Here is a 22,814-nt window from a genome sequence, read left to right on the forward strand (position 1 = left end):
GAGTTCAAACGGAGTAATGGCATGGTTTCTGAGCTGCGCGTATTAAGGACAATCAGCCTGCTTTGGGTGCTAGGCCTCTCGGGGTGCGCGTCCTGGTTCGTCGATGACACCGTCGATCCCCAGGTGCACCTGGTGAAGGTCGAAGTGATTCGCGCCAATATGCTGGAGCAGCGCTTTCGCCTGCTGTTTCGCGTCGACAACCCCAACGACTCCGACCTCACGGTGCGCCACCTGTCGTACCGGATCCACCTCGACCGCCTGCTGCTGGCCGAAGGCGAGCACGAACACTGGTTTACCGTGGGCCCCAAAAGCAGCGGTTATTTCAAGGTGGCGGTGCGCACCAACCTCTGGCCCCAGGTGCGCGACGTGGTGAAATTGCTGCGCAACCCGCGGCAACCCACCCCCTATCGCCTGGAAGGCGAGTTGGAAACCGGATTATTCATCGGCTATGACGTGCACCTGAAGCGCAATGGCGAGATAATTCCCGGCGATTTTATTCCGGAGTGACACCGATGACCCAGCAACCCCATGTCCATGGCCCTGACTGCAACCACGATCACGATCATGATCACCACGCCCATGATCACGACCATGGCCATGTACACGGTCCGCATTGCAACCATGCGCCCCAGGAACCGGTGCGCAATACCCTGAAAGATGTCGGTCGCAACGACCCATGCCCGTGCGGCAGCAGCAAGAAGTTCAAGAAGTGCCACGGCGCTTGATGCACTGATCCTCATGCGCGGCCATGACAACCCGGTGCGACCTGCACCGTGTTGTCACGGCTATCCGGCTTTTATAGAAGCTCGGCGCTATTGATCACGGTGGCATATTCGCCGTGCAGGTTGCCCAGGGACATCCCGTGCACCTCATGCGCCGAACGCAGCCGACCAAAGAAGTCGACCTTGTCGAAGGTGTAGCAGGCGTCCTCGACCACCCAGGTCGCAAACCCCAGATTGCCCGCGGTACGCGCCGTCGCCTCCACTGAGTTGTGGGTGGCCACGCCGACGATGACCAATTGCCCGATCCCTGCCTTGCGCAATAGCCCTTCCAGCCCGGTGCCAGAGAATGCATCCGGCACCTGCTTCTGAATCAACTCCTCGCCGGCCCCCGGCACAAACTGCGGCTGGAACTCCACCCCCGATTGCTCGGGCCAGAACACCGAATCCGGCGAACGGGACAGATGCTGCACGTGGATCACCGGGCGCGCGGCCTGGCGCCACCTGGCCAGAAGCTCGGCCATGCGCTCCTCGGCCTCGGGATTGTTGCGCGGGCCGAGCCTGGGCTGAAGGATTCCCTGTTGCTGGTCGATCAGAATCAGCGCTGCGTTGGCATCGAGTTCCATGCTGATTTTCTCCGGGTTGGGCCATTGAATTCTGCGCACTTCAGCATCACCTCCCATGACAGGCAAGCCGACGCGCGCAAACAGGACGACCTAATGCCATTGTTTGCTGTCCCTATTTGAAGACCCGTCCCAGCTGGAGAGCTCCATGATCGACCTGTATTACTGGACCACCCCCAACGGCCACAAGATTTCACTGTTCCTCGAAGAAGCCGGCCTGCCCTATGAGGTTCACCCGGTGAATATCGGCCAGGGCGAACAGTTCAAGCCGGACTTTCTCAAGATCGCCCCCAACAACCGGATCCCGGCGATTGTCGATCACCAGCCCGAGGATGGCGGCGCGCCGCTGTCGCTGTTCGAGTCCGGGGCGATTCTTTTGTACCTCGCAGAAAAGACCGGACAGTTCCTGCCCAAGGACCTGCGCGGACGCCAGGAGGCCCTGCAGTGGCTGTTCTGGCAAATGGGCGGGCTGGGGCCAATGGCGGGCCAGAACCATCACTTCAGCCTCGCCGCCCCGGAGAAAGTCCCCTACGCGATCAAGCGCTACATCGACGAAACCGCGCGCCTGTATGGGGTGCTGGACCGGCGCCTGGCCGACCGCGACTTCGTAGCCGGCAGCGAGTACAGCATTGCCGACATGGCGATCTTTCCCTGGATCGTTTCCTACAAGAAGCAGAGCCAGCATCTGCAAGACTTCCCCCATGTGCAGCGCTGGTTCAACCGCATCCAGGCGCGACCTGCCACCGAACGCGCCTATGCCATCGTGCAGCGGGTCAACCCGAGCTGATACCCCGGCGCAATTGACCCATCGCCGGCAGGCCGCGTCCCGCTGAACCCGGACGCGGCCTGCCTTCGATCGCTATTTGCCCGGCAAAGCACAAATACCCGCTGCCCCGGCTTGCGCGGCACTCGCCTGCTCACTAACGTAGCGCCTTTATTGACGCTACCCCCGCAGGAGCTTTGCCATGGCCTCGCCAGCCCTCACACATTTTCTTCCCCGGTTCGGCGTTGCCGCGGCAGTGGCCGGCGTTCTCAGCCTGGCCGGTTGCCAGTCATGGAACACCCAGGACACCGTGCCCCCCTCCTCCGGCGTGCAGCCGCTCAAGGGCCTGGCGCAGAACGTTTCGGTGCGGCGCAATGCCATGGGCATGCCGCTGATCGAGAGCAACAGCTTCCACGATGCGCTGTTCACCCTGGGGTACGTGCACGCCAGCGACCGCATCAATCAGATGGTGACCCTGCGCCTGCTGGCTCAGGGCCGCCTGGCAGAAATGTCCGGTGCCGAGGTGCTGGACGTCGACCGCCTGATGCGCAGCGTCAACCTGAAAAAGAGCGCCGACGAGCTGTACAAGGCCTCCTCGCCGCGCATCAAACGCTTCTTCGAGGTCTATGCCCGCGGCGTCAACGCCTACCTGTTCCGCTACCGCGACAAGCTGCCGCCGGACCTGGCGGCCACCGGCTACAAGCCTGAGTATTGGAAACCCGAAGACTCGGCGCTGATCTTTTGCCTGCTGAATTTCGGCCAGTCGGCCAACCTGCAGGAAGAAATCAACGCCCTGGTACTGGCGCAGAAAGTCGGCGCCGACAAGCTGGCCTGGCTGACCCCAAGCTACCCGGACGAGCCGCTGCCCTTTGCCGAGGCAGAAAAACTCAAGGGCATCGCCCTCAATGTGCCGGGCCTGGCGCAAGTCAGCGGGGCCGCCGAGCGCCTGAGTGCGCTCAACCCGCTGGGCATCACCAGCGCCAGCAACCTGGCCATCGCCCCGCAGCGCAGCCGCAGTGGCCGCAGCCTGCTGGCCGCCGACAGCCACATGCAGGCCTGGAACTACGTGCAGATTCGCGCGCCGAAGTACCAGGCTGCCGGCGCTTCGATTGCCGGCCTGCCGGCGATTATCCAGGGCTTCAACGGCAAGGTGGCCTGGAGCCTGAGCGCAGTCAACGGCGACAACCAGGACCTGTTCCTGGAAAAACTCAAGTTCCAGGGCAACGCCCTGTACTACCTGGCGGGCGGCAAGTGGCAGCCGGCCGGCGTGCGTAACGAGACCTTTTTCGTCAAAGGCCAACGGCCGATTCGCGAAGCCGTGTACGAAACCCGCCACGGGCCTCTGCTCAACAGCGGCCAGGGCACAGCCCTCGGCAGCGGCTACGGTTTGGCCCTGCAAATGCCGGACCTCAAGGACGACAAGAGCCTGGACGCGTTCTTCGACCTGTCCCGGGCGCAAAACGTCGAAAAGGCCTCGGATGCCAGCCGCGAGATCCGTGCCATCGCGCTGAACATGGTGTTCGCCGATGCCAGCAATATCGGCTGGCAAGTGACCGGGCGCTTCCCCAACCGCCGTGAAGGCCAGGGCCTGCTGCCTTCGCCAGGCTGGGACGGGCGCTACGACTGGGACGGTTACGCCGATCCGATGCTCCACCCCTACGATCAGGACCCGGCCCAGGGCTGGCTCGGCACCGCCAACCAGCGAATCATCACCCAGGGCTACGGCATGCAGCTGTCCAACTCCTGGCACGCCCCGGAGCGCGGCGAGCGCATGGCGCAACTGGCCTCGAGTGGCAAGCAGGACAGCCGCAGCCTGATCGCCCTGCAATACGACCAGGGCACCACCTTTGCCGCCAAGCTGAAGAAAATGTTCGAAGCGCCGGGCATGTCCCAGCCGCTGAAAAAAGCCATCGACGCCCTGCCTGAAGCCGACCGCAGCAAAGCGCGCGAGGCCTACAGCCGCTTGCTGGCGTTTGATGGCAAGCTCAGCGCCGGCTCGGCGGATGCGGCGATCTACGAGCTATTCCTCCAGGAAAGCGCCAAACAGATCTTCCTCGACAAGCTCGGCCCATCCACCAGCGCCACCTGGAAAGCCTTTGTCGCCAACGGCACATTGTCCTACTCGGCCCAGGCCGCGCACCTGCTCGGCGAAGAAGACAGCCCGTTCTGGGATGACTCGCGCACCGCGCAAAAGGAAGACAAACCGGCGATCCTCGCCCGCAGCCTGGCCGCCGCCATCAGCGCCGGCGAAACCCAGCTCGGCGCCGACCGCAAGGCCTGGCAGTGGGGCAAGTTGCACAGCTACAGCTGGACCAACAGCAGTGGCCAAACCATCCGTGGCCCGCTGCAAATGGGCGGCGACCACAGCACCCTGAACGGCGGCGCCTACCGCTGGGGCCAGGACTTCGCGGTCACCGACACGCCCGCACTGCGCTTTATCGTCGACTTCGGCCAGAGCGAGCCGCTGATGGGCGTCAATAGCAGTGGCCAGTCCGGCAACCCGGCCAGCCCGAACTACGCCAACGCCATCGACCCGTGGCTCAAGGGCCAGTACCTGAGCCTGCCGCTGCAACCGCAGAACTTCGAGCGCAGCTACGGCAAGACCCGCCTGACCCTGGTCCCCGGCAAGTAAGCCGCCCCGCCCGTCCGGCACTCCAGCGCCGGGCGGGCGTCCGGCCTTGAGCCGCGCCTTCACCCCACACCCGATCGAACTTCTCCCGCGCCGCCCGCCTCCTACTTAGCAAGCCCACTGCTCCTGGCACTTTCCATGGACCTTGTGATTGCGCGCCCTGAAGGTTTGTACTGCACGGCCGGGGATTTCTATATCGACCCCTGGCGCCCGGTCGAGCGCGCCGTGATTACCCACGCCCATGGCGACCATGCCCGCGGCGGCAATCAGCATTACCTGGCGGCAACCCCGGGTGAAGGCATTCTGCGCTCGCGCCTGGGCCCGGCCATCAACCTGCAAACCCTCGAGTACGGCGAACGCCTGCTGCATCACGGCGTGACCTTGAGTTTTCACCCCGCCGGGCATGTGCTGGGCTCGGCCCAGGTGCGCCTGGAATACCAAGGTGAAGTCTGGGTCGCCTCCGGTGACTACAAGGTCGAGCCCGATGGCACCTGCGCGCCGTTCGAGCCGGTGCGGTGCCATACCTTTATTACCGAGTCGACCTTTGGCCTGCCGATTTATCGCTGGCAGCCACAGGCCGAGATCTTTGCCGAGATCAATCAGTGGTGGCAGGGCAACATCGGCGCGGGCAAAGCCAGCGTGTTGTTCTGTTATTCGTTCGGCAAAGCCCAGCGCATTCTCCACGGCATCGATGCCAGCCTCGGGCCGATCCTGGTCCACGGCGCGGTGGAACCACTGAACCAGGTGTATCGCGCAGGTGGCATCCACCTGCCACCGACGCTGTACGCCGGCGATGTCGACAAGAACGACCCGTTGATGCGCCAGGCACTGGTACTGGCGCCGCCCTCGGCCGGCGGCAGCAGCTGGATGCGCCGCTTTGGCGATTACAGCGATGCCTTTGCCAGCGGCTGGATGCGCTTGCGTGGCACCCGCCGGCGGCGCGGCGTCGATCGCGGTTTCGTGCTGTCTGACCATGCCGACTGGCCCGGGCTGCTCTGGGCCATCCAACAGACCGGCGCCCAACGGGTGCTGGTGACCCACGGCTCGGTCGCGGTGCTGGTGCGTTACCTGTGCGAACAGGGCCTGGACGCCCAGGGCTTCAGCACCGAATACGGCGATGACGAAGACGACAACGCCAGCCCGGAACCCGCTACCGAGGGCGCGCCATGAAAGCCTTTGCCAGCCTCTATGCCGACCTGGACGCCACCACCTCGAGCAACGCCAAACTGGCCGCCATGCAGGCCTACTTCGCCCAGGCGGCGCCAGAAGATGCGGCCTGGGCGGTGTACTTTCTGTCCGGCGGCCGGCCCCGGCAACTGGTACCCACCCGCACCCTGCGCGAGCTGGCCGTGGCCCTGTCCGGGCTTGAGCCCTGGCTGTTCGAAGAGAGCTACCAGGCCGTCGGCGACCTCGCGGAAACCATCTCCCTGGTGCTGCCCGAATCTCCCCAGGGCTCGAACGAAGGCCTGGCCCTGTGGATCGAGGACAAACTCCTGCCCCTGCGTGGCGCACCGGCAGAGACCCTGGCCGCCCAACTGCCCCGACTCTGGGCGCAACTGGACCGGCAAAGCCTGATGCTGTGCATCAAGTTGATCACCGGCAGCTTCCGCGTCGGCGTCTCCAAACTGCTGGTGACCCGAGCCCTGGCGGCCATGGCCGGGCTCGACAGCAAACGGGTGGCGCAGCGCCTGGTGGGCTACACCGATTTGTCGCACCGCCCCGACGCCGCCAGCTACCTCAAGCTGATCGCCCCCGAGTCGGCCGATGAGCACGCACAACGCGGTGGCCAGCCTTACCCGTTTTTCCTGGCCCACGCCCTGGCCCAGCCGGTGGAAAACTTCGAAGCCCTGCTGGGCCCGGTCAGCAACTGGCAAGTGGAATGGAAGTGGGACGGCATCCGCGCGCAACTGGTCAAGCGCGAGGGCCGGCTGTGGATCTGGTCCCGGGGCGAAGAGCTGGTCACCGAACGTTTTCCCGAACTGCTGGTTCTGGGCCAGCACCTGCCGGATGGCACAGTCATCGACGGCGAGATCCTGGTCTGGAAAGCACCCGCGCCGGATGACGCCGCGCCCGGCGCGGTGCCGGCCCCGTCAGTGCAGCCCTTTGCCCTGCTGCAACAGCGCATTGGTCGACGCAATGTGAGCAAGAAGGTCCTCGCCGACGCCCCGGTAGTGCTACTGGCCTACGACCTGCTGGAATGGCAGGGCCAGGACTGGCGCAACCAGCCCCAGGCGCAGCGCCGCAGCCAACTCGAGCAGGTGATCAAGGAGTGCGCCAGCCCACTGCTGTTGTCCTCCGAGGTTTTGCAGGGCCGAGACTGGTTCGACCTGGCGCGCCAGCGCGAAGCATCCCGCAGCCTGGGGGTCGAAGGCATGATGCTCAAGGCCCGCGACGCGCTCTATGGGGTTGGCCGGACCAAGGACATGGGCGTGTGGTGGAAGTGGAAGGTCGAGCCGTTCAGCGTCGATGCGGTGCTGATTTATGCCCAGCGCGGCCATGGCCGGCGCGCCAGTCTCTACAGCGATTACACCTTTGCCGTGTGGGATGGCCCGCCCGGCGCCAGCGAGCGCAACCTGGTGCCGTTCGCCAAGGCTTATTCCGGGCTGACCGATGAAGAGATGCGCAAAGTCGACAGCATCGTGCGCAAGACCACAGTCGAGAAGTTCGGCCCGGTGAGCAGTGTTACCCCAAGCCTGGTGTTCGAGCTGGGATTCGAGGGCATCGCCCTGTCCAAGCGGCATAAAAGCGGAATTGCCGTGCGCTTCCCGCGCATGCTGCGCTGGCGCCAGGACAAGCGCGTCGAGGACGCCGACAGCCTCGCCACCCTCCAGGATCTATTGGGCTGAACCCCTGTCAGCCCGCCTTGCACCTTATTGATGCGGCGCCTGGCGCGCGCCCTGTTTCGGCGCATGGGTCGCACCGACCAAACACTCGTGCCACCTTTTAAAACACTTGTTCGGGACTCTGGTTCGGAAATTGCTACTTTCATTGAGTCTGCTGCATTCCAGTAACAGTACCCATGCGCCACAAGCGCTCATATTGGTTTTTAGGGATTGAATAATGAAAAAAGCATTGCTGACCCTTTCTGCACTGGCTCTCTGCATGGCCGCCGGTTCCGCGCTGGCCAAGGAATACAAGGAACTGCGTTTTGGCGTCGACCCCTCCTATGCACCTTTTGAATCCAAAGCCGCCGACGGCAGCCTGGTGGGCTTCGATATCGATCTGGGGAATGCGATCTGCGCCGAGCTCAAGGTCAAGTGCAAATGGGTAGAAAGTGACTTCGACGGCATGATCCCTGGCCTCAAAGCCAACAAATTCGACGGTGTGATCTCTTCCATGACCGTCACTCCGGCCCGTGAAAAGGTCATCGATTTCTCCAATGAACTGTTCTCCGGCCCGACCTCCTTCGTGTTCAAAAAAGGCGCAGGCCTGAGCGAAGACCTCGCGTCCCTCAAGGGCAAGACCGTTGGCTACGAGCAGGGCACCATACAGGAAGCCTACGCCAAAGCCGTGCTGGACAAGGCTGGGGTCAAGACCCAGGCCTACCAGAACCAGGACCAGGTCTACGCCGACCTGATCTCCGGGCGTCTCGATGCGTCGATCCAGGACATGCTGCAAGCCGAACTGGGCTTCCTCAAGTCGCCACAAGGCGCGGATTACGAAGTCAGCAAGCCGGTGGACAGCCCATTGCTGCCAGCCAAGACCGCCGTCGGCATCTCGAAAGGTAACAAAGACCTCAAGGCCCTCCTCGATAAAGGTATCAAAGCGTTACACGATGATGGCACCTACGCCACCATCCAGAAAAAGCACTTCGGCGACCTGAATCTCTACAGCGGTAAGTAATGCTCTGGCGCCCATCTTCGATGGGCGCTTTTTTATCGCCACAGGTCCCTGATTTATGTTCGAAGAACTCTTGCAAACCCTAGGGCTTTCCGCCTTCAGCCTGAAGGGTTTCGGCCCCCTGCTGCTGGAAGGCACCTGGATGACGATCAAGCTGTCCGTGTTGTCGCTGTTGGTCGCCGTACTGCTCGGCCTGATCGGCGCCAGCGCCAAACTTTCCAGCCTGGCCCTGCTGCGGGTCCCGGCCCAGCTCTACACCACGCTGATTCGCGGGGTGCCGGACCTGGTGCTGATGCTGCTGATTTTCTACAGCCTGCAAACCTGGCTGACCTCCTTCACCGACTTGATGGAATGGGAATACATCGAAATCAACCCATTCAGCGCCGGGGTCATCACCCTGGGCTTTATCTATGGCGCCTACTTCACCGAAACCTTCCGCGGCGCGATCCTCGCCGTGCCCCGGGGCCAGGTCGAAGCCGCCACCGCCTATGGCCTCAAGCGCGGCCAGCGCTTTCGCTTCGTGGTGTTTCCGCAAATGATGCGTTTCGCCCTGCCGGGCATCGGCAATAACTGGATGGTGATGCTCAAGGCCACCGCCCTGGTCTCGATCATCGGCCTGGCCGACCTGGTCAAGGCTGCCCAGGATGCGGGCAAGAGTACCTACCAGCTGTTCTACTTCCTGGTCATCGCGGCGCTGATCTACCTGTTGATCACCAGCGCCTCGAACGTCGTCCTGCGCTGGCTCGAACGCCGCTACGCCGCCGGTTCCCGGGAGGCCGTACGATGATCGAGCTCCTGCAGGAATACTGGCGGCCGTTCCTCTACAGCGACGGCTACAACATCACCGGGCTGGCCATGACCATGTGGCTGCTCAGTGCCTCGATCTGCATCGGCTTTCTGGTGTCGATCCCGCTGTCCATCGCCCGGGTCTCGCCCAAGCGTTACATCCGCTGGCCGGTGCAGTTCTACACCTACCTGTTTCGCGGCACCCCGCTCTATATCCAGCTGCTGATCTGCTACACCGGGATCTACAGCATTGCCGCGATCCGCGCGCAGCCGGTGCTGGACGCGTTCTTTCGCGATGCCATGAACTGCACCATCCTCGCCTTCGCCCTCAACACCTGCGCCTACACCACGGAGATCTTCGCCGGGGCGATCCGCAGCATGGCCCATGGCGAAGTCGAGGCGGCCAAGGCCTATGGCCTCAGCGGCTGGAAGCTGTATGCCTACGTGATCATGCCCTCGGCCCTGCGCCGCTCGCTGCCCTACTACAGCAATGAAGTGATCCTGATGCTGCACTCCACCACCGTGGCCTTCACCGCGACCATCCCGGATGTGTTGAAAGTCGCGCGCGATGCCAACTCGGCCACCTTCCTGACCTTCCAGTCGTTCGGGATTGCCGCGGTGATCTACCTCTGCGTGACCTTCGCCCTGGTCGGCCTGTTCCGCCTGGCCGAACGTCGCTGGCTGGCCTTCCTCGGGCCGACCCACTAGGACTTGCACATGCGCCACCAGATCCACGACTTGCTCGCCCCGCTGCCCGGTACTGCGCGGCAGATCCACAGCTTCCACTTCGGGCCGCAGCACGCCGCCGGCAAAATCTATATCCAGGCGTCCCTGCACGCCGATGAAATGCCCGGCATGCTGGTGGCCTGGCACCTGAAACTGCGCCTGGCGGAGCTCGAAGCCGCCGGCCAACTGCTCAGTGAAATCGTCCTGGTGCCGGTGGCCAACCCGGTGGGCCTGGAGCAGGTGCTGATGGACGTGCCCCTGGGGCGCTACGAGCTGGAAAGCGGGCAGAACTTCAACCGCTGGTTCGTCGACCTTGGCGAACAGGTGGGCAACGCCCTCGAAGGCCAGTTGGGTGACGACCCGCAACTCAACCTGGAACTGATCCGCGCCAGCCTGCGCCAGGCCCTGGACCTGCACAGCGCGACCACCCAACTGCAATCCCAGCGCCTGACCCTGCAACGCCTGGCCTGCGACGCCGATATGGTGCTCGACCTGCACTGCGACTTCGAAGCCGTGGCCCACCTCTACACCACCCCCGAAGCCTGGGAGCAGGTCGAGCCCCTGGCGCGCTACATCGGCGCCGAGGCCAGCCTGCTGGCCACCGACTCTGGCGGACAGTCGTTCGACGAATGCTTCACCCTGCTCTGGTGGCAGTTGCAGCAGCGCTTCGGCGAACGTTTCGCGATCCCCCAGGGCAGCTTTTCCGTGACCCTGGAACTGCGCGGCCAGGGCGACGTCAACCACGGCCTGGCCAGCCTCGACTGCCAGGCCCTGCTGGATTACCTGACACACCACGGCGCCATTGCCGGCGAGGCGCCGCCCTTGCCCGAGCTGCCCTACCCGGCCACGCCCCTGGCGGGCGTTGAGCCGGTGACGACCCCGGTCGGCGGCCTGCTGGTGTTCACCGCCTTGCCGGGGGAGTACCTGGAAGCCGGGCAACTGGTGGCGCAAGTCATCGACCCGATCCACGACCGGGTGACCCCGATTCATTGTCGCCACGCCGGGCTGCTGTATGCCCGTTCGCTGCGGCGCATGGCCACCGCCGGCATGGTCATCGCCCATGTCGCCGGCCGCGAAGCCTATCGCAGCGGCTACCTACTTTCGCCTTGAGGATGTTCGCTCCATGTACAAACTAACCATCGAAGGCCTGCACAAGTGCTACGGCGACAACGAAGTGCTCAAAGGCGTTTCGCTCAAGGCCAGGACCGGCGACGTGATCAGCCTGATCGGTGCCAGCGGCTCGGGCAAAAGTACCTTCCTGCGCTGCATCAACTTTCTGGAGACCCCCGACGACGGCGCCATGAGCCTGGACGGCCAGCCGATCCGCATGGTCAGCGACCGCCACGGCATGCGCGTGGCCGACGATGACGAGTTGCAACGGATCCGTACCCGGCTGGCCATGGTGTTCCAGCACTTCAACCTGTGGAGCCACATGACCGTGCTGGAAAACATCACCATGGCCCCGCGCCGGGTGCTGGGGGTGAGTAAAAAGGACGCCGAAGACCGCGCCCGGCGCTACCTGGACAAGGTCGGGCTGCCGGCGCGGGTGGCCGATCAGTACCCGGCGTTTCTCTCGGGCGGCCAACAACAGCGGGTGGCCATCGCCCGCGCCCTGGCCATGGAACCGGAGGTGATGCTGTTCGACGAACCGACCTCGGCCCTGGACCCGGAGCTGGTGGGCGAAGTGCTGAAAGTGATCCAGGGCCTGGCCGAAGAAGGCCGGACCATGATCATGGTCACCCACGAAATGAGCTTTGCGCGCAAGGTTTCGAGCCAGGTGCTGTTTCTGCACAAGGGCCTGGTGGAAGAAGAAGGCACCCCGGAAGACGTGCTGGGCAATCCGAAAAGCGAGCGCTTGCAGCAGTTCCTCAGCGGCAACCTCAAGTAACCGGGGGCGCCGCCTTGAGCGGCGCCGCGGCCAACGCGATTAAACTAGTCGCCCGCTCCCGCGGTCTCTGAATCAGGAAGTTCAGAGCGCACGCCCCTGCATGGCCAAGACCTGCGACTACGCACACCAGTGGTTCAACACCCAAGGCTGGAAACCCTTCACCTTTCAAAAGGCGCTGTGGGCGGCGGTCAAGCGTGGCCAGTCGGGGGTGCTGCACGCCAACACCGGCGCCGGTAAAACCTACGCCCTGTGGTTCGCCGCGCTCAATCGCTACGCCAGCTCGACCGCACCCGGTACCAGCGATACTCCACGCCGGCGCAAGCCCGTGGCGCCCCCGCTGACCGTGCTCTGGATCACCCCGATGCGCGCCCTGGCCGCCGACAGCGCCCGTGCGCTGCAGGCGCCGCTGCCCTCTCTGGGCATTGCCTGGAGTGTCGGCCTGCGCACCGGAGATACCAGCGCCAGCGAACGCGCACGCCAGGGCCGGCGCCTGCCCACGGCGCTGATCACCACTCCGGAAAGCCTGACCCTGCTGCTGGCCCGCGCCGATGCCGAAACCGCGCTGGCGACCTTGCGCATGGTGGTGGTGGATGAATGGCACGAATTGCTTGGCAACAAGCGTGGCGTGCAGTTGCAACTGGCCCTGGCCCGCCTGCGCCAATGGCACCCGGAACTGATCGTCTGGGGCGTTTCCGCCACCCTGGGCAACCAGGCTTATGCCGAACAGGTACTGATCCCCCAGGGGCCGGCCCTCAGCGTGCAAGGCGACAACCGCAAGCCATTGCAGGTCGACACCCTATTGCCGGCGGTCATCGAGCGCTTCCCCTGGGCCGGGCACATGGGGCTGCGCCTGCTGCCCCAAGTGGTGGCAGAAATTGACGGCAGCCCCAGTTGCCTGGTGTTCACCAACACCCGCGCCCAGGCCGAGGTCTGGTATCAGGCGCTGCTCGAAGCACGTCCGGATTGGGCCGGCCTGATCGCCCTGCACCACAGCTCCCTGGCCCGGGAAACTCGTGATTGGGTGGAGCGCGCGCTCAAGGATGGGCAACTCAAGGCGGTGGTCTGCACCTCGAGCCTGGACCTGGGGGTGGATTTCCTGCCGGTGGAGCGGGTGCTGCAGATCGGTTCGGCCAAAGGCGTGGCGCGCCTGATACAACGCGCCGGCCGCTCGGGCCATGCGCCGGGGCGCGCCTCGCGGGTGACCCTGGTGCCGACCCACAGCCTGGAACTGATCGAAGCCGCCGCCGCACAGGACGCCGTGGCCCAGCGCCGCCTCGAACCGCGCACCTCGCCGCACAAGCCCCTGGACGTGTTGGTGCAGCACTTGGTGAGCATGGCGTTGGGCGGCGGTTTCGAGCCGGCGCAACTGCTGCAGGAAGTACGCAGCACCTGGGCCTACCGCGACCTCAGCGACGCCGAATGGGCCTGGGCCCTGGCCTTTGTGCGCCACGGCGGGCTGTCCCTGACCGCCTATCCCGACTACCGCCGGGTGGAGCCGGACGAACAGGGCATCTGGCGCGTGCCGGATGCGCGCCTGGCCCGCCGCCATCGCATGAGCATCGGCACCATCGTCAGCGACGCCAGCCTGCAATTGAAGTTCTGGAGCAAGGGCGGTGGCGGCAAGACCCTGGGTAATGTCGAGGAAGGTTTTATCGCCCGCCTGCGTCCGGGAGATGGTTTTTTGTTCGCCGGCCGCCTGCTGGAACTGGTGCGGGTGGAAAACATGACTGCCTATGTACGTCGCAGCACCGCGAAAAAGGCCGCCGTACCGCGCTGGAACGGCGGACGCATGCCACTTTCCGGGGAGCTGGCAGCTGCGATGATCCAGCGTTTTGGCGAAGCTGCCCAAGGCCAGTATCGCGGCCCGGAAATGCAGCGGGTGCAGCCCCTGCTGGAGCTCCAGCAACGCTGGTCGAGCCTGCCGACGCCGCAGACACTGCTGGCGGAAACCCTGAAATCCCGCGAAGGCTGGCATCTGTTTCTTTACCCCTTCGCCGGCCGCCAGGTGCACCTGGGCCTGGCCAGCCTGCTGGCATGGCGTATCAGCCAGCGCCAGGCCATCACCTTTTCCATTGCGGTCAACGACTACGGCCTGGAACTGCTCAGCGCCACGCCCATCGACTGGCACCACTCATTCAACGGCGAGCTGTTAAGCCGTGAGCAACTGCTGCCCGATGTGCTGGCCAGCCTCAATGCCGGGGAGCTCGCCCAACGGCGCTTTCGCGAAGTGGCGCGTATCGCCGGCCTGGTGTTCGCCGGCTACCCCGGCGCGCCGAAAAGCACGCGCCAGGTGCAGGCGTCCAGCAGCCTGTTCTTTGAAGTGTTCAAACAATACGACGCCGGCAACCTGCTGCTGGCCCAGGCTGCCGAGGAAGTGCTGCGCGAAGAACTGGATGTGCAGCGCCTGGAGCAGACCCTGGCCCATATCAGCCAGTTGCGGCTCGACCTGCATGCCATCAAACGCGCAACGCCCCTGGCATTTCCGTTGCTGGTGGAGCGTTTCAGGGAAAGCATGAGTTCGGAAAAACTCGCCGACCGTATCGCGCGGATGGTCAGCGACCTGGAAACCTCGGCTGACCGCGCAGGCCGATCATGAGCGCGCACTGCCCGGTCACCCTGGCGGGCGAAACCCTATGGTTGCTGGCGGAAAAAGCCATCTACTGGCCAGCCCGGCGTTGCCTGCTGATTGCCGATGCGCATTTCGGTAAGGCCGCCGCCTATCGCAGCCTGGGCCAGCCGGTACCCCGGGGCACCACCGCGAGCAACCTGCTGGTGCTTGAAGGGTTACTGGCCAAACTGGACTGTGAGCGGCTGATCTTTCTCGGCGACTTCCTGCATGGCCCGGGCTCCCAGGTCGAGGCCACCCTGGCACCCTTGCGCGCTTGGCGTCAGCGGCATCAGGCACTGCAAGTAACCTTGATCCGCGGCAACCACGACCAGCGGTCCGGCGATCCGCCGGCCGACCTGGATATCGAGGTGGTCGATGAACCGCTCAGCCTCGGGCCCTTCGCGCTGTGCCACGACCCCGTCCCACACTCCGGCCAGCACGTACTGGCCGGCCACGTGCACCCGGTGTACCGCTTGCAGGGCAAGGGCCGGCAAAGCCTGCGCCTGCCGTGCTTTCAACTGGGACATGAAGTCAGCCTGCTGCCGGCGTTCGGCGCCTTTACCGGCGGCTATCGAATAGCGCCAATGCCGGACAGCCGGATCTATGTGGTGGGTGAGCAACGGGTCTGGCCAGTCAGTTGAGCGTCCAGCGCAGCGCCTGACTGGCCATCGACCGGCCTCAGGCCACGGGGACGGGAGGCGGTTCGTCCGGCAGGGTCGGTTCGCCGGGCTCGGTAGGCTGGTTGGGTTGCGGGGTATCGGGATCAGGCTGGCCAGGGATGCCGCCTGCCATGCTGGCCGGATGGGCCAGGAGGGACCAGGCCAGTACACCGACCTGATTGGGTTCAAGCCTCGCCAATTCGGCGCTTATTCGCGGATCGATCTTCATAGGACACTCCTGAGCTAAGCGCGGCCCGCCTTGCGCGAACCGGGGCAGTACAATCATAGAGTGCCTGCCGGCTCAGGAATTCCCACAGTTCGTCAGATCAATGACTCAGGTACGCGGCAGAGTCACGCCACGCTGGCCCTGGTACTTGCCGCCACGGTCCTTATAGGACACTTCGCATTCTTCATCTGATTCCAGGAACAACATCTGTGCCACGCCTTCATTGGCATAAATCTTCGCCGGCAGCGTGGTGGTGTTGGAGAACTCCAGGGTCACGTGACCTTCCCACTCGGGCTCCAGCGGGGTCACGTTGACGATGATCCCGCAGCGCGCGTAGGTGCTCTTGCCGAGGCAGATGGTCAGCACATTGCGCGGAATACGGAAGTATTCGACGGTGCGCGCCAGGGCGAAGGAGTTCGGCGGGATGATGCAGACGTCGCTTTTGATATCGACGAAGCTCTTTTCGTCGAAGTTCTTCGGGTCCACGGTGGCCGAATTGATGTTGGTGAATACCTTGAATTCATCAGCGCAACGCACGTCGTAGCCGTAGCTCGAGACACCGAAGGAAATCACCCGGTCGGCGCCTTCGCCACGCATCTGGCGCTCGACGAAGGGTTCGATCATCCCGTGTTCTTGCGCCATGCGGCGAATCCACTTGTCCGATTTGATGCTCATGGCGGGTGTCCTGAAATAGCGAGGTGGAAAAATTCTGTCCGGCATCTTACCGGGGCAGGTCGCCGGGTTCAAAGACTGGGGCGTTTTTCTCGCTAATCCCCGCAATCCCTGGGGCTTCCCGGGGTTGCCAGACACCGTCAGTCACGAAAACAGAGAAACCTTCGCAAAGACCATTGGCACGTTCCGGAAAAAGGGTTAAGGTGGCGCCACTGTGCTGCTTGTGTCACTGAGAATCTCTACACGATGTTGAATTTCGATCCAACCATCTCCAAGAATTTTTCCTGCTCTTTGCACTCAGTCTCGGCCAGGGCTTTTCCTGAGTCGCAGTTAACTTTGTCCAAGGAGATACACCATGTCTAATCGCCAAACCGGTACCGTTAAGTGGTTCAACGATGAAAAAGGCTTCGGCTTCATCACTCCACAATCCGGTGACGACCTGTTCGTACACTTCAAAGCAATCCAATCCGACGGCTTCAAAAGCCTGAAAGAAGGCCAACAGGTTTCTTTCATCGCTACCCGCGGTCAGAAAGGCATGCAAGCTGAAGAAGTTCAAGTTATCTAACTTGTACTGATCCAGTAAAAAGCCCCGCCCTCAAAAGCGGGGCTTTTTTGTGCCCGTCTGTTTTGTTTGCAGCGCTGCATCTCAAGACGGACCGAGCCCTCAGGCCCGCCTTGAATCAGCCAACTACCAGGTGACGCCAAAGCCTGCGGTGTAGCGAGTCTTGCTCAGGTCGCTGTCTTCGGTGCCACTGATCACGTCTTTCTCGGCCTTGAGATTGAGGGAAGCCCAGTCGGTAACCTTGTACCGCAAGCCCATCTCGGCATCCAACGCGTAATCCGCCACGCCCGACAACGGCCTGCCCACCTCGCCCGTGGTGAAGAATTCGACTCGCTTGCCGATCAGGAAGCGGTTGTAGTCCCACTTCATGGCCAGGGAATAGAAGTTGTCCTTGCCGCCATCGGAATATTCGTAATCGGTACGGTTGAGCAGCGAGCCCAGGGAGAACGCACCCAACTCGTCATCCCAGAACTGGTAGCCCGGGCCGGTACCCACCACCCGCTGACGAGACAGGTCTTCAACCTTGTCGCGCTTGTAGGTCAGCCGCCCCTGCCAGAACCACTGATCAGTGATAAAGCGATCCAACGCGTACTCGGCTCGCCAGTTGTCCGTGGTCACCACGTCATCCTGGAACTCGCGGTTGTACTCGCCTTCGGCGGTGTGCCGCCATTTGCCGTGACGGGCCGAGGTCTTGAAGTCGACGTCGTAGTCGTCTGTATCCTTCTCCGCGCGCTGATAATCCAGGGCTACGTCGACGTGCCCTTTCCAGATCAGATCCTCGACCACCGGCTTGGGCTTCATGATCTGCTGGATACTGGCCAGCTCGACCGTGCGCGGCGCCTCACCATTGGCCAAAACCACCTTGCCATCATCGGCAGGCTTCAGCGATTTGGCCTTCTCGCCGGTGTAGGCGTCTTGCTTGACCAGCAGCTCCTGATCGCTTTCCAGGGTTTTGACCTGTTTCCAGTCGATCGGGATCGCCCCGGCGTAGTCGGTCTGGATCAACAGCTTTCCGCCGTCGAACACCTTGATCTTGCCGCTTAACCGGTCACCGTTTTTCAACCAGACGGTGTCGGCCAACAAGGGCGTGGAGGCGCTGAAGACAGCGAGGCACAGCAGGGTTCTTGGCAACATAAGCAAATACAGGGCTCGAGTTTGCGAAAAAAAGCGGCATTATCCCGTTGGATCAGGCCTTAGCTAGGACTGACCCAGGCATTTATAGTGAGTTCAATTCTCACTCCCTATTAAATGACTGCCCCGACCAACGACCGACAGGCAGATCAGGAACCACAAACGTGACCGAACCGAGCGACGCCGCTGAAAGCCCCGCGCAAATCCGACGCACGGCACTCTACCTGACCCTGGCCCAGGTGCCATCCGGCAAGGTTGTGAGCTACGGCCAACTGGCGGACATGGCCGGCTTGGGGCGAGCGGCGCGCTGGGTAGGACGCACCCTCAGCCAATTGCCGGCCGACACCCGCCTGCCCTGGCACCGGGTCCTGGCCGCCGGCGGACGTATCAGTTTGCCTGCGGGCAGCCCCTCGGGAGATGAACAGCGTGCGCGCCTGCGCGATGAAGGTGTCGTTATCCTGAACAATCGGGTGGATATTCGGTGCCATGGCTGGCGCCCGGTAGAGCACAGCGGTTAGAGTGCGCGCTTTGTTTCCGCAATCTGAGGCAGACTCCAGCCCATGCCCCGTAAAACCTGGCGCGCCGCGCTCGCCGCCTATGCCAGCCCCTCGACGCTCGTGCTGTTGCTGCTTGGTTTCGCCGCCGGCTTGCCATACATGCTGGTGTTTTCGACCCTTTCCGTCTGGCTGCGTGAGGCCGGTGTGGCCCGCGAGACCATCGGCTATGCCAGCCTGATTGGCCTGGCCTATGCCTTCAAGTGGGTGTGGTCACCCCTGCTCGACCAATGGCGCCTGCCACTGCTGGGCAAACTGGGCCGCCGCCGCTCCTGGCTGGTGCTGTCCCAGACCCTGGTGATTCTCGGCCTGATCGGCATGGGCTTCTGCGACCCGCAAAAACATTTGTCCTGGTTGATCGCCATTGCCGTGGTCGTGGCCTTCGCCTCGGCCACCCAGGACATCGCTGTCGACGCCTATCGCCTGGAAATCGCCGATGACAGCCGCCAGGCCGCCCTGGCTGCCAGCTACATGTCCGGCTATCGAATTGCCGCGCTACTGGCGACCGCCGGCGCGCTATTCTTCGCCGAAGGTTTCGGCTCCACCGGCTTCAACTACAAGCACTCGGCCTGGACCGGCACCTACGTCCTGTTTGGCTTGCTGATGGTGCCGGCCTTGCTGACCACACTCTTCATGCGCGAGCCGCCGGTGCCGCTGCGCACTCAGTTGTCGGCCGGGCGCTACAGCTTTGTTCACCAACTGATGTCGGTCTTCGTGCTGATCGTGCTGCTGGTCTCGGTACCGGCCATGTTCACCCAGCTGTACAACACCGACTTCGCCAGCGTGCTGTTCGGTGGTGCCAGCCCGCTTGACCTGCTGCTGGACGACCGCGCCTTCCTGCGGGCGATTCTCTACATCACCCTGACCACCCTGTGCCTGTCCACCATGGGCCGCCGTGGCCTGGCGCCGGTACTGACACCGGTCAACGACTTTATCCTGCGCTACCGCTGGCAGGCCTTCCTGCTGCTGGGCCTGATCGCCACCTACCGCATGTCCGACACCGTGATGGGCGTAATGGCCAACGTGTTCTACATCGACCAGGGCTTTACTAAGGACCAGATCGCCAGCGTGAGCAAGATTTTCGGGCTGATCATGACCCTGGTCGGCGCCGGCATGGGCGGTCTGCTGATCGTGCGCTTCGGCATTTTGCCGATTCTGTTCATCGGCGGCGTCGCCTCGGCCGGCACCAACCTGCTGTTCCTGATGCTGGCCGACATGGGCGCCAACCTGCAGATGCTGGTGGTGACCATTTCCCTGGACAACTTCAGCTCAGGCATGGCCACCTCGGCGTTCGTCGCCTACCTGTCGAGCCTGACCAACCTCAAGTTCTCCGCCACCCAGTACGCCCTGCTCAGCTCGATTATGTTGCTGTTGCCGCGCCTGATCGGCGGCTACTCCGGGGTCATGGTGGAAAAGTTCGGTTACCACGACTTTTTCCTGATCACCGCCCTGCTCGGCGTGCCGACCTTGATCCTGATCGCCCTGCACTGGTTCCAGGAAAGTCGCCGCTCCGGGCCGACTGCCACACCGGAACCCATCACGACGCCTGCCGCCGCCAGCGAAAATTCATAGCAAACCCCGGGGGTTGCGGGCTTTGGCCAGCCTCCCCCGCCCGGCCCGGCCACACGCCTGTACGCCAGCGGATCTCGCCCGTACAATGCTCCGTCATTTCTCGTCATCAGCAACCGACAACGGCCAACCATGCGCACCAGTCAATTTTTGCTCGCCACACAGAAAGAAACGCCTTCCGACGCGGTCGTCATCAGCCACCAGCTGATGCTGCGCGCCGGCATGATCCGCAAACTCGCCTCGGGCCTGTACACCTGGCTGCCGATGGGCTTGCGAGTGATGCGCAAGGTCGAAGCCGTCGTTCGTGAAGAAATGAACGCCGCCGGCTCGCTTGAAGTGTTGATGCCGAGCACTCAGCCGGCTGAGCTGTGGCAGGAATCCGGGCGCTGGGAAGAGTACGGCCCCGAGTTGCTGCGCTTCAAGGATCGTCACGGCCGCGACTTCTGCGCCGGCCCGACCCACGAAGAAGTGATCACCGATCTGATGCGCAACGAGTTGAGCAGCTATAAGCAGCTGCCGATCAACCTGTACCAGATCCAGACCAAATTCCGCGATGAAATCCGCCCACGCTTCGGCTTGATGCGCGGCCGCGAATTCATCATGAAGGACGCGTACTCCTTCCACGCCGACCAGGCATCGCTGCAAGTCACCTATGACCGCATGCACCAGGCCTACTGCAACGTCTTCACCCGCCTGGGCCTGAAATTCCGCCCGGTTGAAGCCGACAACGGCTCCATCGGTGGCGCCGGCTCCCACGAGTTCCACGTACTGGCCGAATCCGGCGAAGACGACATCGTCTTCAGCAACGGTTCCGACTACGCGGCGAACATCGAGAAAGCCGAAGCTGTGCCACGGGAAACGTCCCGCCCTGCACCAAGCGAAGAGCTGCGCCTGGTAGACACCCCGGAGACCAAGACCATTGCGGCCCTGGTGGATAAATTCAATCTGCCGATTGAAAAGACCATCAAGACCCTGATCGTGCACGCCGAAGAAGAAGGCAAGCTGATCGCCCTGGTGATCCGTGGCGACCACGAACTCAACGAAATCAAAGCCGCCCAGCAGCCAGGCGTGGCCAGCCCGCTGGTCATGGCCTCGGATGCCGAACTGCGTGACGCCATCGGCGCCGGCGCCGGTTCCCTGGGCCCGCTGAACCTGCCTCTGCCGATCATCATCGACCGTTCGGTCGAGCTGATGAGCGACTTCGGCATCGGCGCCAACATCGACGACAAGCACTACTTCGGCGTCAACTGGGAACGCGACCTGCCAGTTCCGACCGTTGCCGACCTGCGCAACGTGGTGGCCGGCGATCCGAGCCCGGATGGCAAGGGCACTCTGGAAATCAAGCGCGGCATCGAAGTCGGGCACATCTTCCAGCTGGGCAACAAGTACAGCAAGGCGATGAAGTGCGAAGTGCTGGGCGATAACGGCAAGCCGGTGACCCTGGAAATGGGCTGCTACGGCATTGGCGTATCCCGCGTGGTAGCCGCTGCCATCGAGCAGAACAACGACGCCAACGGCATCATCTGGAGCGACGGCCTGGCCCCGTTCCAGATCGCCCTGGTGCCACTGCGCTACGAAACCGAACAGGTGCGCGAAGCCACTGACAAGCTGTACGCGGAACTGACCGCTGCCGGCTTTGAAGTGCTGCTGGACGACCGCGACAAGAAAACCAGCCCGGGCATCAAGTTCGCGGACATGGAGCTGATCGGCATTCCGCACCGGATCGTGGTCAGTGACCGCGGCCTCGCCGAAGGCAACCTGGAATACAAGAGCCGCACCGAAGCCGAGGCACAAGCGTTGCCGGTGGCTGACGTACTGTCCTTCCTCCAAGCCCGTATCCGTCGCTGAAACCAGATCAAGAGAAGTCATGTTCAAGCGAAACACCTTAAGCCTCGGTGGTGCCGCCCTGTGCGGCACCCTGTTGCTCAGCGGCTGTGCCAATCAGATGTCACAACGCAGCGAGCACGAGGAGCGGGTCGAGCGTAAATTGCTCGATCACAGCCTGCAGATCGATGTCGGTGAGCCTAAGGTGCTTGAGCTGCCGCAACGCCGGGTTCGTATCCACGAGCAAAAGACCTTCGAAGTCACCGAATTCGAGGTCACCCGCCGCTATGATCGCTATACGCCCTACCAGCCCTGGCGCGAACTCTATGAGATCCCGGCAGGCCTGGTGGCGGTCGTCGCCGGCGTCGGCGCCAATGTGGTCAACGTCTTCGCCCTGGGCAACCTGCCGGACAGCGTCACCAAGGACTGGATCAGCTACGGCGTAGCCGGGCTCAACCCGTTCATGAACGTGCAGTCCCACGGTCGCGCGCAGCAGAACCTGGCGGGCATCGATGAAGTCCAGCGCGACAAGCGCGTGGAGTATTCGAGCCTGCCCTGGAGCGAGCGCCCGGTGCAGGTCACGGCCGGCAAGCTGACCCACGAGCTGAGCACCGACCGCAACGGCGTGTTGCGCCTGAACCTGCTGGACAGCCCGTTCTCCGAACAGGACCTGAACCACGTCGGCAAGCTGCTGATCCGTGTCGAAGATGCCCAGGATGACGTGCACACCGACTCCTCGCTGGCCATCAGCGGCAACCTGCGCAACAAATTGCTCGAAGCGCACACGCTGATCTACGACGACCTGGAAGACGACGAAGTGAGCCAGTGGGTACACCGGGTCAAGCGTCTGTCGGAACTGGGCCTGGAAGAAGAAGCCAGCGAGCTGGAACAGAGCCTGATCGAACTGACCCGCAACGACCCGGAACTGCAAAGCGAATTTCTCAAGTCGCTGACCAAGAACGCCGGCCGTCTGGTCGCCGACCCTGGCGCCAACTGACCCCCTGCGCAACCGATCGCCGGCTTACCGGTGATCGG

Annotated in this window: 22 protein-coding genes; 18 read left to right on the top strand and 4 right to left on the bottom strand. The window is 63.2% G+C overall.

What is annotated here, in order from left to right; translation table 11 throughout:
* Positions 1-21: 21 nt before the first annotated feature.
* Both AC19YX_RS19320 and AC19YX_RS19325 read left to right on the top strand, forming a co-directional pair.
* On the top strand, positions 22-507 hold the full coding sequence (locus AC19YX_RS19320; RefSeq protein ID WP_500606792.1) for an LEA/WHy family protein: 486 nt from the start codon (positions 22-24) through the stop codon (positions 505-507).
* 5 nt (positions 508-512) lie between these two features.
* Positions 513-725 carry an SEC-C metal-binding domain-containing protein gene (locus AC19YX_RS19325; protein WP_043229401.1) on the top strand — a complete coding sequence of 71 codons (213 nt, stop codon included), beginning with the start codon at positions 513-515 and terminating at the stop codon, positions 723-725.
* Positions 726-796: 71 nt separating this feature from the next.
* Here the strand turns inward: AC19YX_RS19325 and AC19YX_RS19330 are convergent, their stop codons facing one another.
* Complete coding sequence (locus AC19YX_RS19330; RefSeq protein ID WP_078470143.1) at positions 797-1,345, bottom strand: cysteine hydrolase family protein; 549 nt, start codon at positions 1,343-1,345, stop codon at positions 797-799.
* A gap of 145 nt (positions 1,346-1,490) precedes the next feature.
* On the opposite strand from AC19YX_RS19330, the gene AC19YX_RS19335 reads away from it, so the two are divergent.
* The 11 genes from AC19YX_RS19335 (at position 1,491) to pdeM (ending at position 15,223) form a co-directional block, all read left to right on the top strand.
* Positions 1,491-2,129, top strand: coding sequence for a glutathione binding-like protein (locus AC19YX_RS19335; RefSeq protein ID WP_421547919.1), 639 nt, complete (start codon positions 1,491-1,493; stop codon positions 2,127-2,129).
* Positions 2,130-2,307: 178 nt separating this feature from the next.
* Positions 2,308-4,737 carry a penicillin acylase family protein gene (locus tag AC19YX_RS19340; RefSeq protein WP_500606793.1) on the top strand — a complete coding sequence of 810 codons (2,430 nt, stop codon included), beginning with the start codon at positions 2,308-2,310 and terminating at the stop codon, positions 4,735-4,737.
* A gap of 135 nt (positions 4,738-4,872) precedes the next feature.
* A complete protein-coding gene (locus AC19YX_RS19345) occupies positions 4,873-5,904 on the top strand; it encodes a ligase-associated DNA damage response exonuclease (RefSeq protein WP_500606794.1) in 1,032 nt (343 codons plus the stop codon).
* A complete protein-coding gene (locus AC19YX_RS19350; protein WP_500606795.1) occupies positions 5,901-7,580 on the top strand; it encodes an ATP-dependent DNA ligase in 1,680 nt (559 codons plus the stop codon). Before AC19YX_RS19345 ends, AC19YX_RS19350 begins: the two co-directional genes overlap by 4 nt.
* Before the next feature lie 214 nt (positions 7,581-7,794).
* On the top strand, positions 7,795-8,577 hold the full coding sequence (locus AC19YX_RS19355; protein WP_020297207.1) for a transporter substrate-binding domain-containing protein: 783 nt from the start codon (positions 7,795-7,797) through the stop codon (positions 8,575-8,577).
* A gap of 55 nt (positions 8,578-8,632) precedes the next feature.
* The gene (locus tag AC19YX_RS19360; protein WP_078470138.1) at positions 8,633-9,361 is read left to right on the top strand and encodes an ABC transporter permease; all 729 of its coding nucleotides are present in this window, start codon (positions 8,633-8,635) and stop codon (positions 9,359-9,361) included.
* Complete coding sequence (locus AC19YX_RS19365; protein ID WP_020297209.1) at positions 9,358-10,068, top strand: ABC transporter permease; 711 nt, start codon at positions 9,358-9,360, stop codon at positions 10,066-10,068. The genes AC19YX_RS19360 and AC19YX_RS19365 overlap by 4 nt, the downstream gene beginning before the upstream one ends.
* Before the next feature lie 9 nt (positions 10,069-10,077).
* The gene (locus AC19YX_RS19370) at positions 10,078-11,196 is read left to right on the top strand and encodes a succinylglutamate desuccinylase/aspartoacylase family protein (protein WP_201129720.1); all 1,119 of its coding nucleotides are present in this window, start codon (positions 10,078-10,080) and stop codon (positions 11,194-11,196) included.
* A 13-nt stretch (positions 11,197-11,209) separates the two neighbouring features.
* A complete protein-coding gene (locus AC19YX_RS19375; protein WP_078470136.1) occupies positions 11,210-11,974 on the top strand; it encodes an ABC transporter ATP-binding protein in 765 nt (254 codons plus the stop codon).
* 100 nt (positions 11,975-12,074) lie between these two features.
* Positions 12,075-14,570 carry a ligase-associated DNA damage response DEXH box helicase gene (locus AC19YX_RS19380; protein WP_500606796.1) on the top strand — a complete coding sequence of 832 codons (2,496 nt, stop codon included), beginning with the start codon at positions 12,075-12,077 and terminating at the stop codon, positions 14,568-14,570.
* A complete protein-coding gene (pdeM, locus tag AC19YX_RS19385) occupies positions 14,567-15,223 on the top strand; it encodes a ligase-associated DNA damage response endonuclease PdeM (protein ID WP_500606797.1) in 657 nt (218 codons plus the stop codon). Before AC19YX_RS19380 ends, pdeM begins: the two co-directional genes overlap by 4 nt.
* A 37-nt stretch (positions 15,224-15,260) precedes the next feature.
* On the opposite strand, the gene AC19YX_RS19390 is transcribed toward pdeM, so the two are convergent.
* Complete coding sequence (locus AC19YX_RS19390; protein WP_078470133.1) at positions 15,261-15,470, bottom strand: hypothetical protein; 210 nt, start codon at positions 15,468-15,470, stop codon at positions 15,261-15,263.
* Between the two features lie 105 nt (positions 15,471-15,575).
* Entirely contained in the window at positions 15,576-16,142 is a 567-nt protein-coding gene (dcd, locus tag AC19YX_RS19395; RefSeq protein ID WP_017129950.1) for a dCTP deaminase, read from the bottom strand.
* A gap of 352 nt (positions 16,143-16,494) precedes the next feature.
* On the opposite strand from dcd, the gene AC19YX_RS19400 reads away from it, so the two are divergent.
* Positions 16,495-16,704, top strand: a complete 210-nt coding sequence (locus AC19YX_RS19400) for a cold-shock protein (protein ID WP_002554837.1) — start codon at positions 16,495-16,497, stop codon at positions 16,702-16,704.
* Positions 16,705-16,827: 123 nt separating this feature from the next.
* Here the strand turns inward: AC19YX_RS19400 and AC19YX_RS19405 are convergent, their stop codons facing one another.
* Positions 16,828-17,835, bottom strand: coding sequence for a DUF481 domain-containing protein (locus AC19YX_RS19405; RefSeq protein ID WP_078470132.1), 1,008 nt, complete (start codon positions 17,833-17,835; stop codon positions 16,828-16,830).
* A 161-nt stretch (positions 17,836-17,996) separates the two neighbouring features.
* Between AC19YX_RS19405 and AC19YX_RS19410 the strand changes: the two genes are divergently transcribed.
* From AC19YX_RS19410 to AC19YX_RS19425, 4 genes are all read left to right on the top strand, one after another.
* The gene (locus tag AC19YX_RS19410) at positions 17,997-18,350 is read left to right on the top strand and encodes an MGMT family protein (protein WP_500606798.1); all 354 of its coding nucleotides are present in this window, start codon (positions 17,997-17,999) and stop codon (positions 18,348-18,350) included.
* 42 nt (positions 18,351-18,392) lie between these two features.
* On the top strand, positions 18,393-19,958 hold the full coding sequence (locus tag AC19YX_RS19415) for an AmpG family muropeptide MFS transporter (RefSeq protein WP_500606799.1): 1,566 nt from the start codon (positions 18,393-18,395) through the stop codon (positions 19,956-19,958).
* Between the two features lie 129 nt (positions 19,959-20,087).
* Complete coding sequence (locus AC19YX_RS19420) at positions 20,088-21,803, top strand: proline--tRNA ligase (RefSeq protein ID WP_201129712.1); 1,716 nt, start codon at positions 20,088-20,090, stop codon at positions 21,801-21,803.
* 19 nt (positions 21,804-21,822) lie between these two features.
* Positions 21,823-22,776 carry a hypothetical protein gene (locus AC19YX_RS19425; protein ID WP_078470128.1) on the top strand — a complete coding sequence of 318 codons (954 nt, stop codon included), beginning with the start codon at positions 21,823-21,825 and terminating at the stop codon, positions 22,774-22,776.
* The last annotated feature ends 38 nt before the right edge of the window (positions 22,777-22,814 follow it).

Source organism: Pseudomonas sp. MF09150 (genome assembly GCF_059862355.1).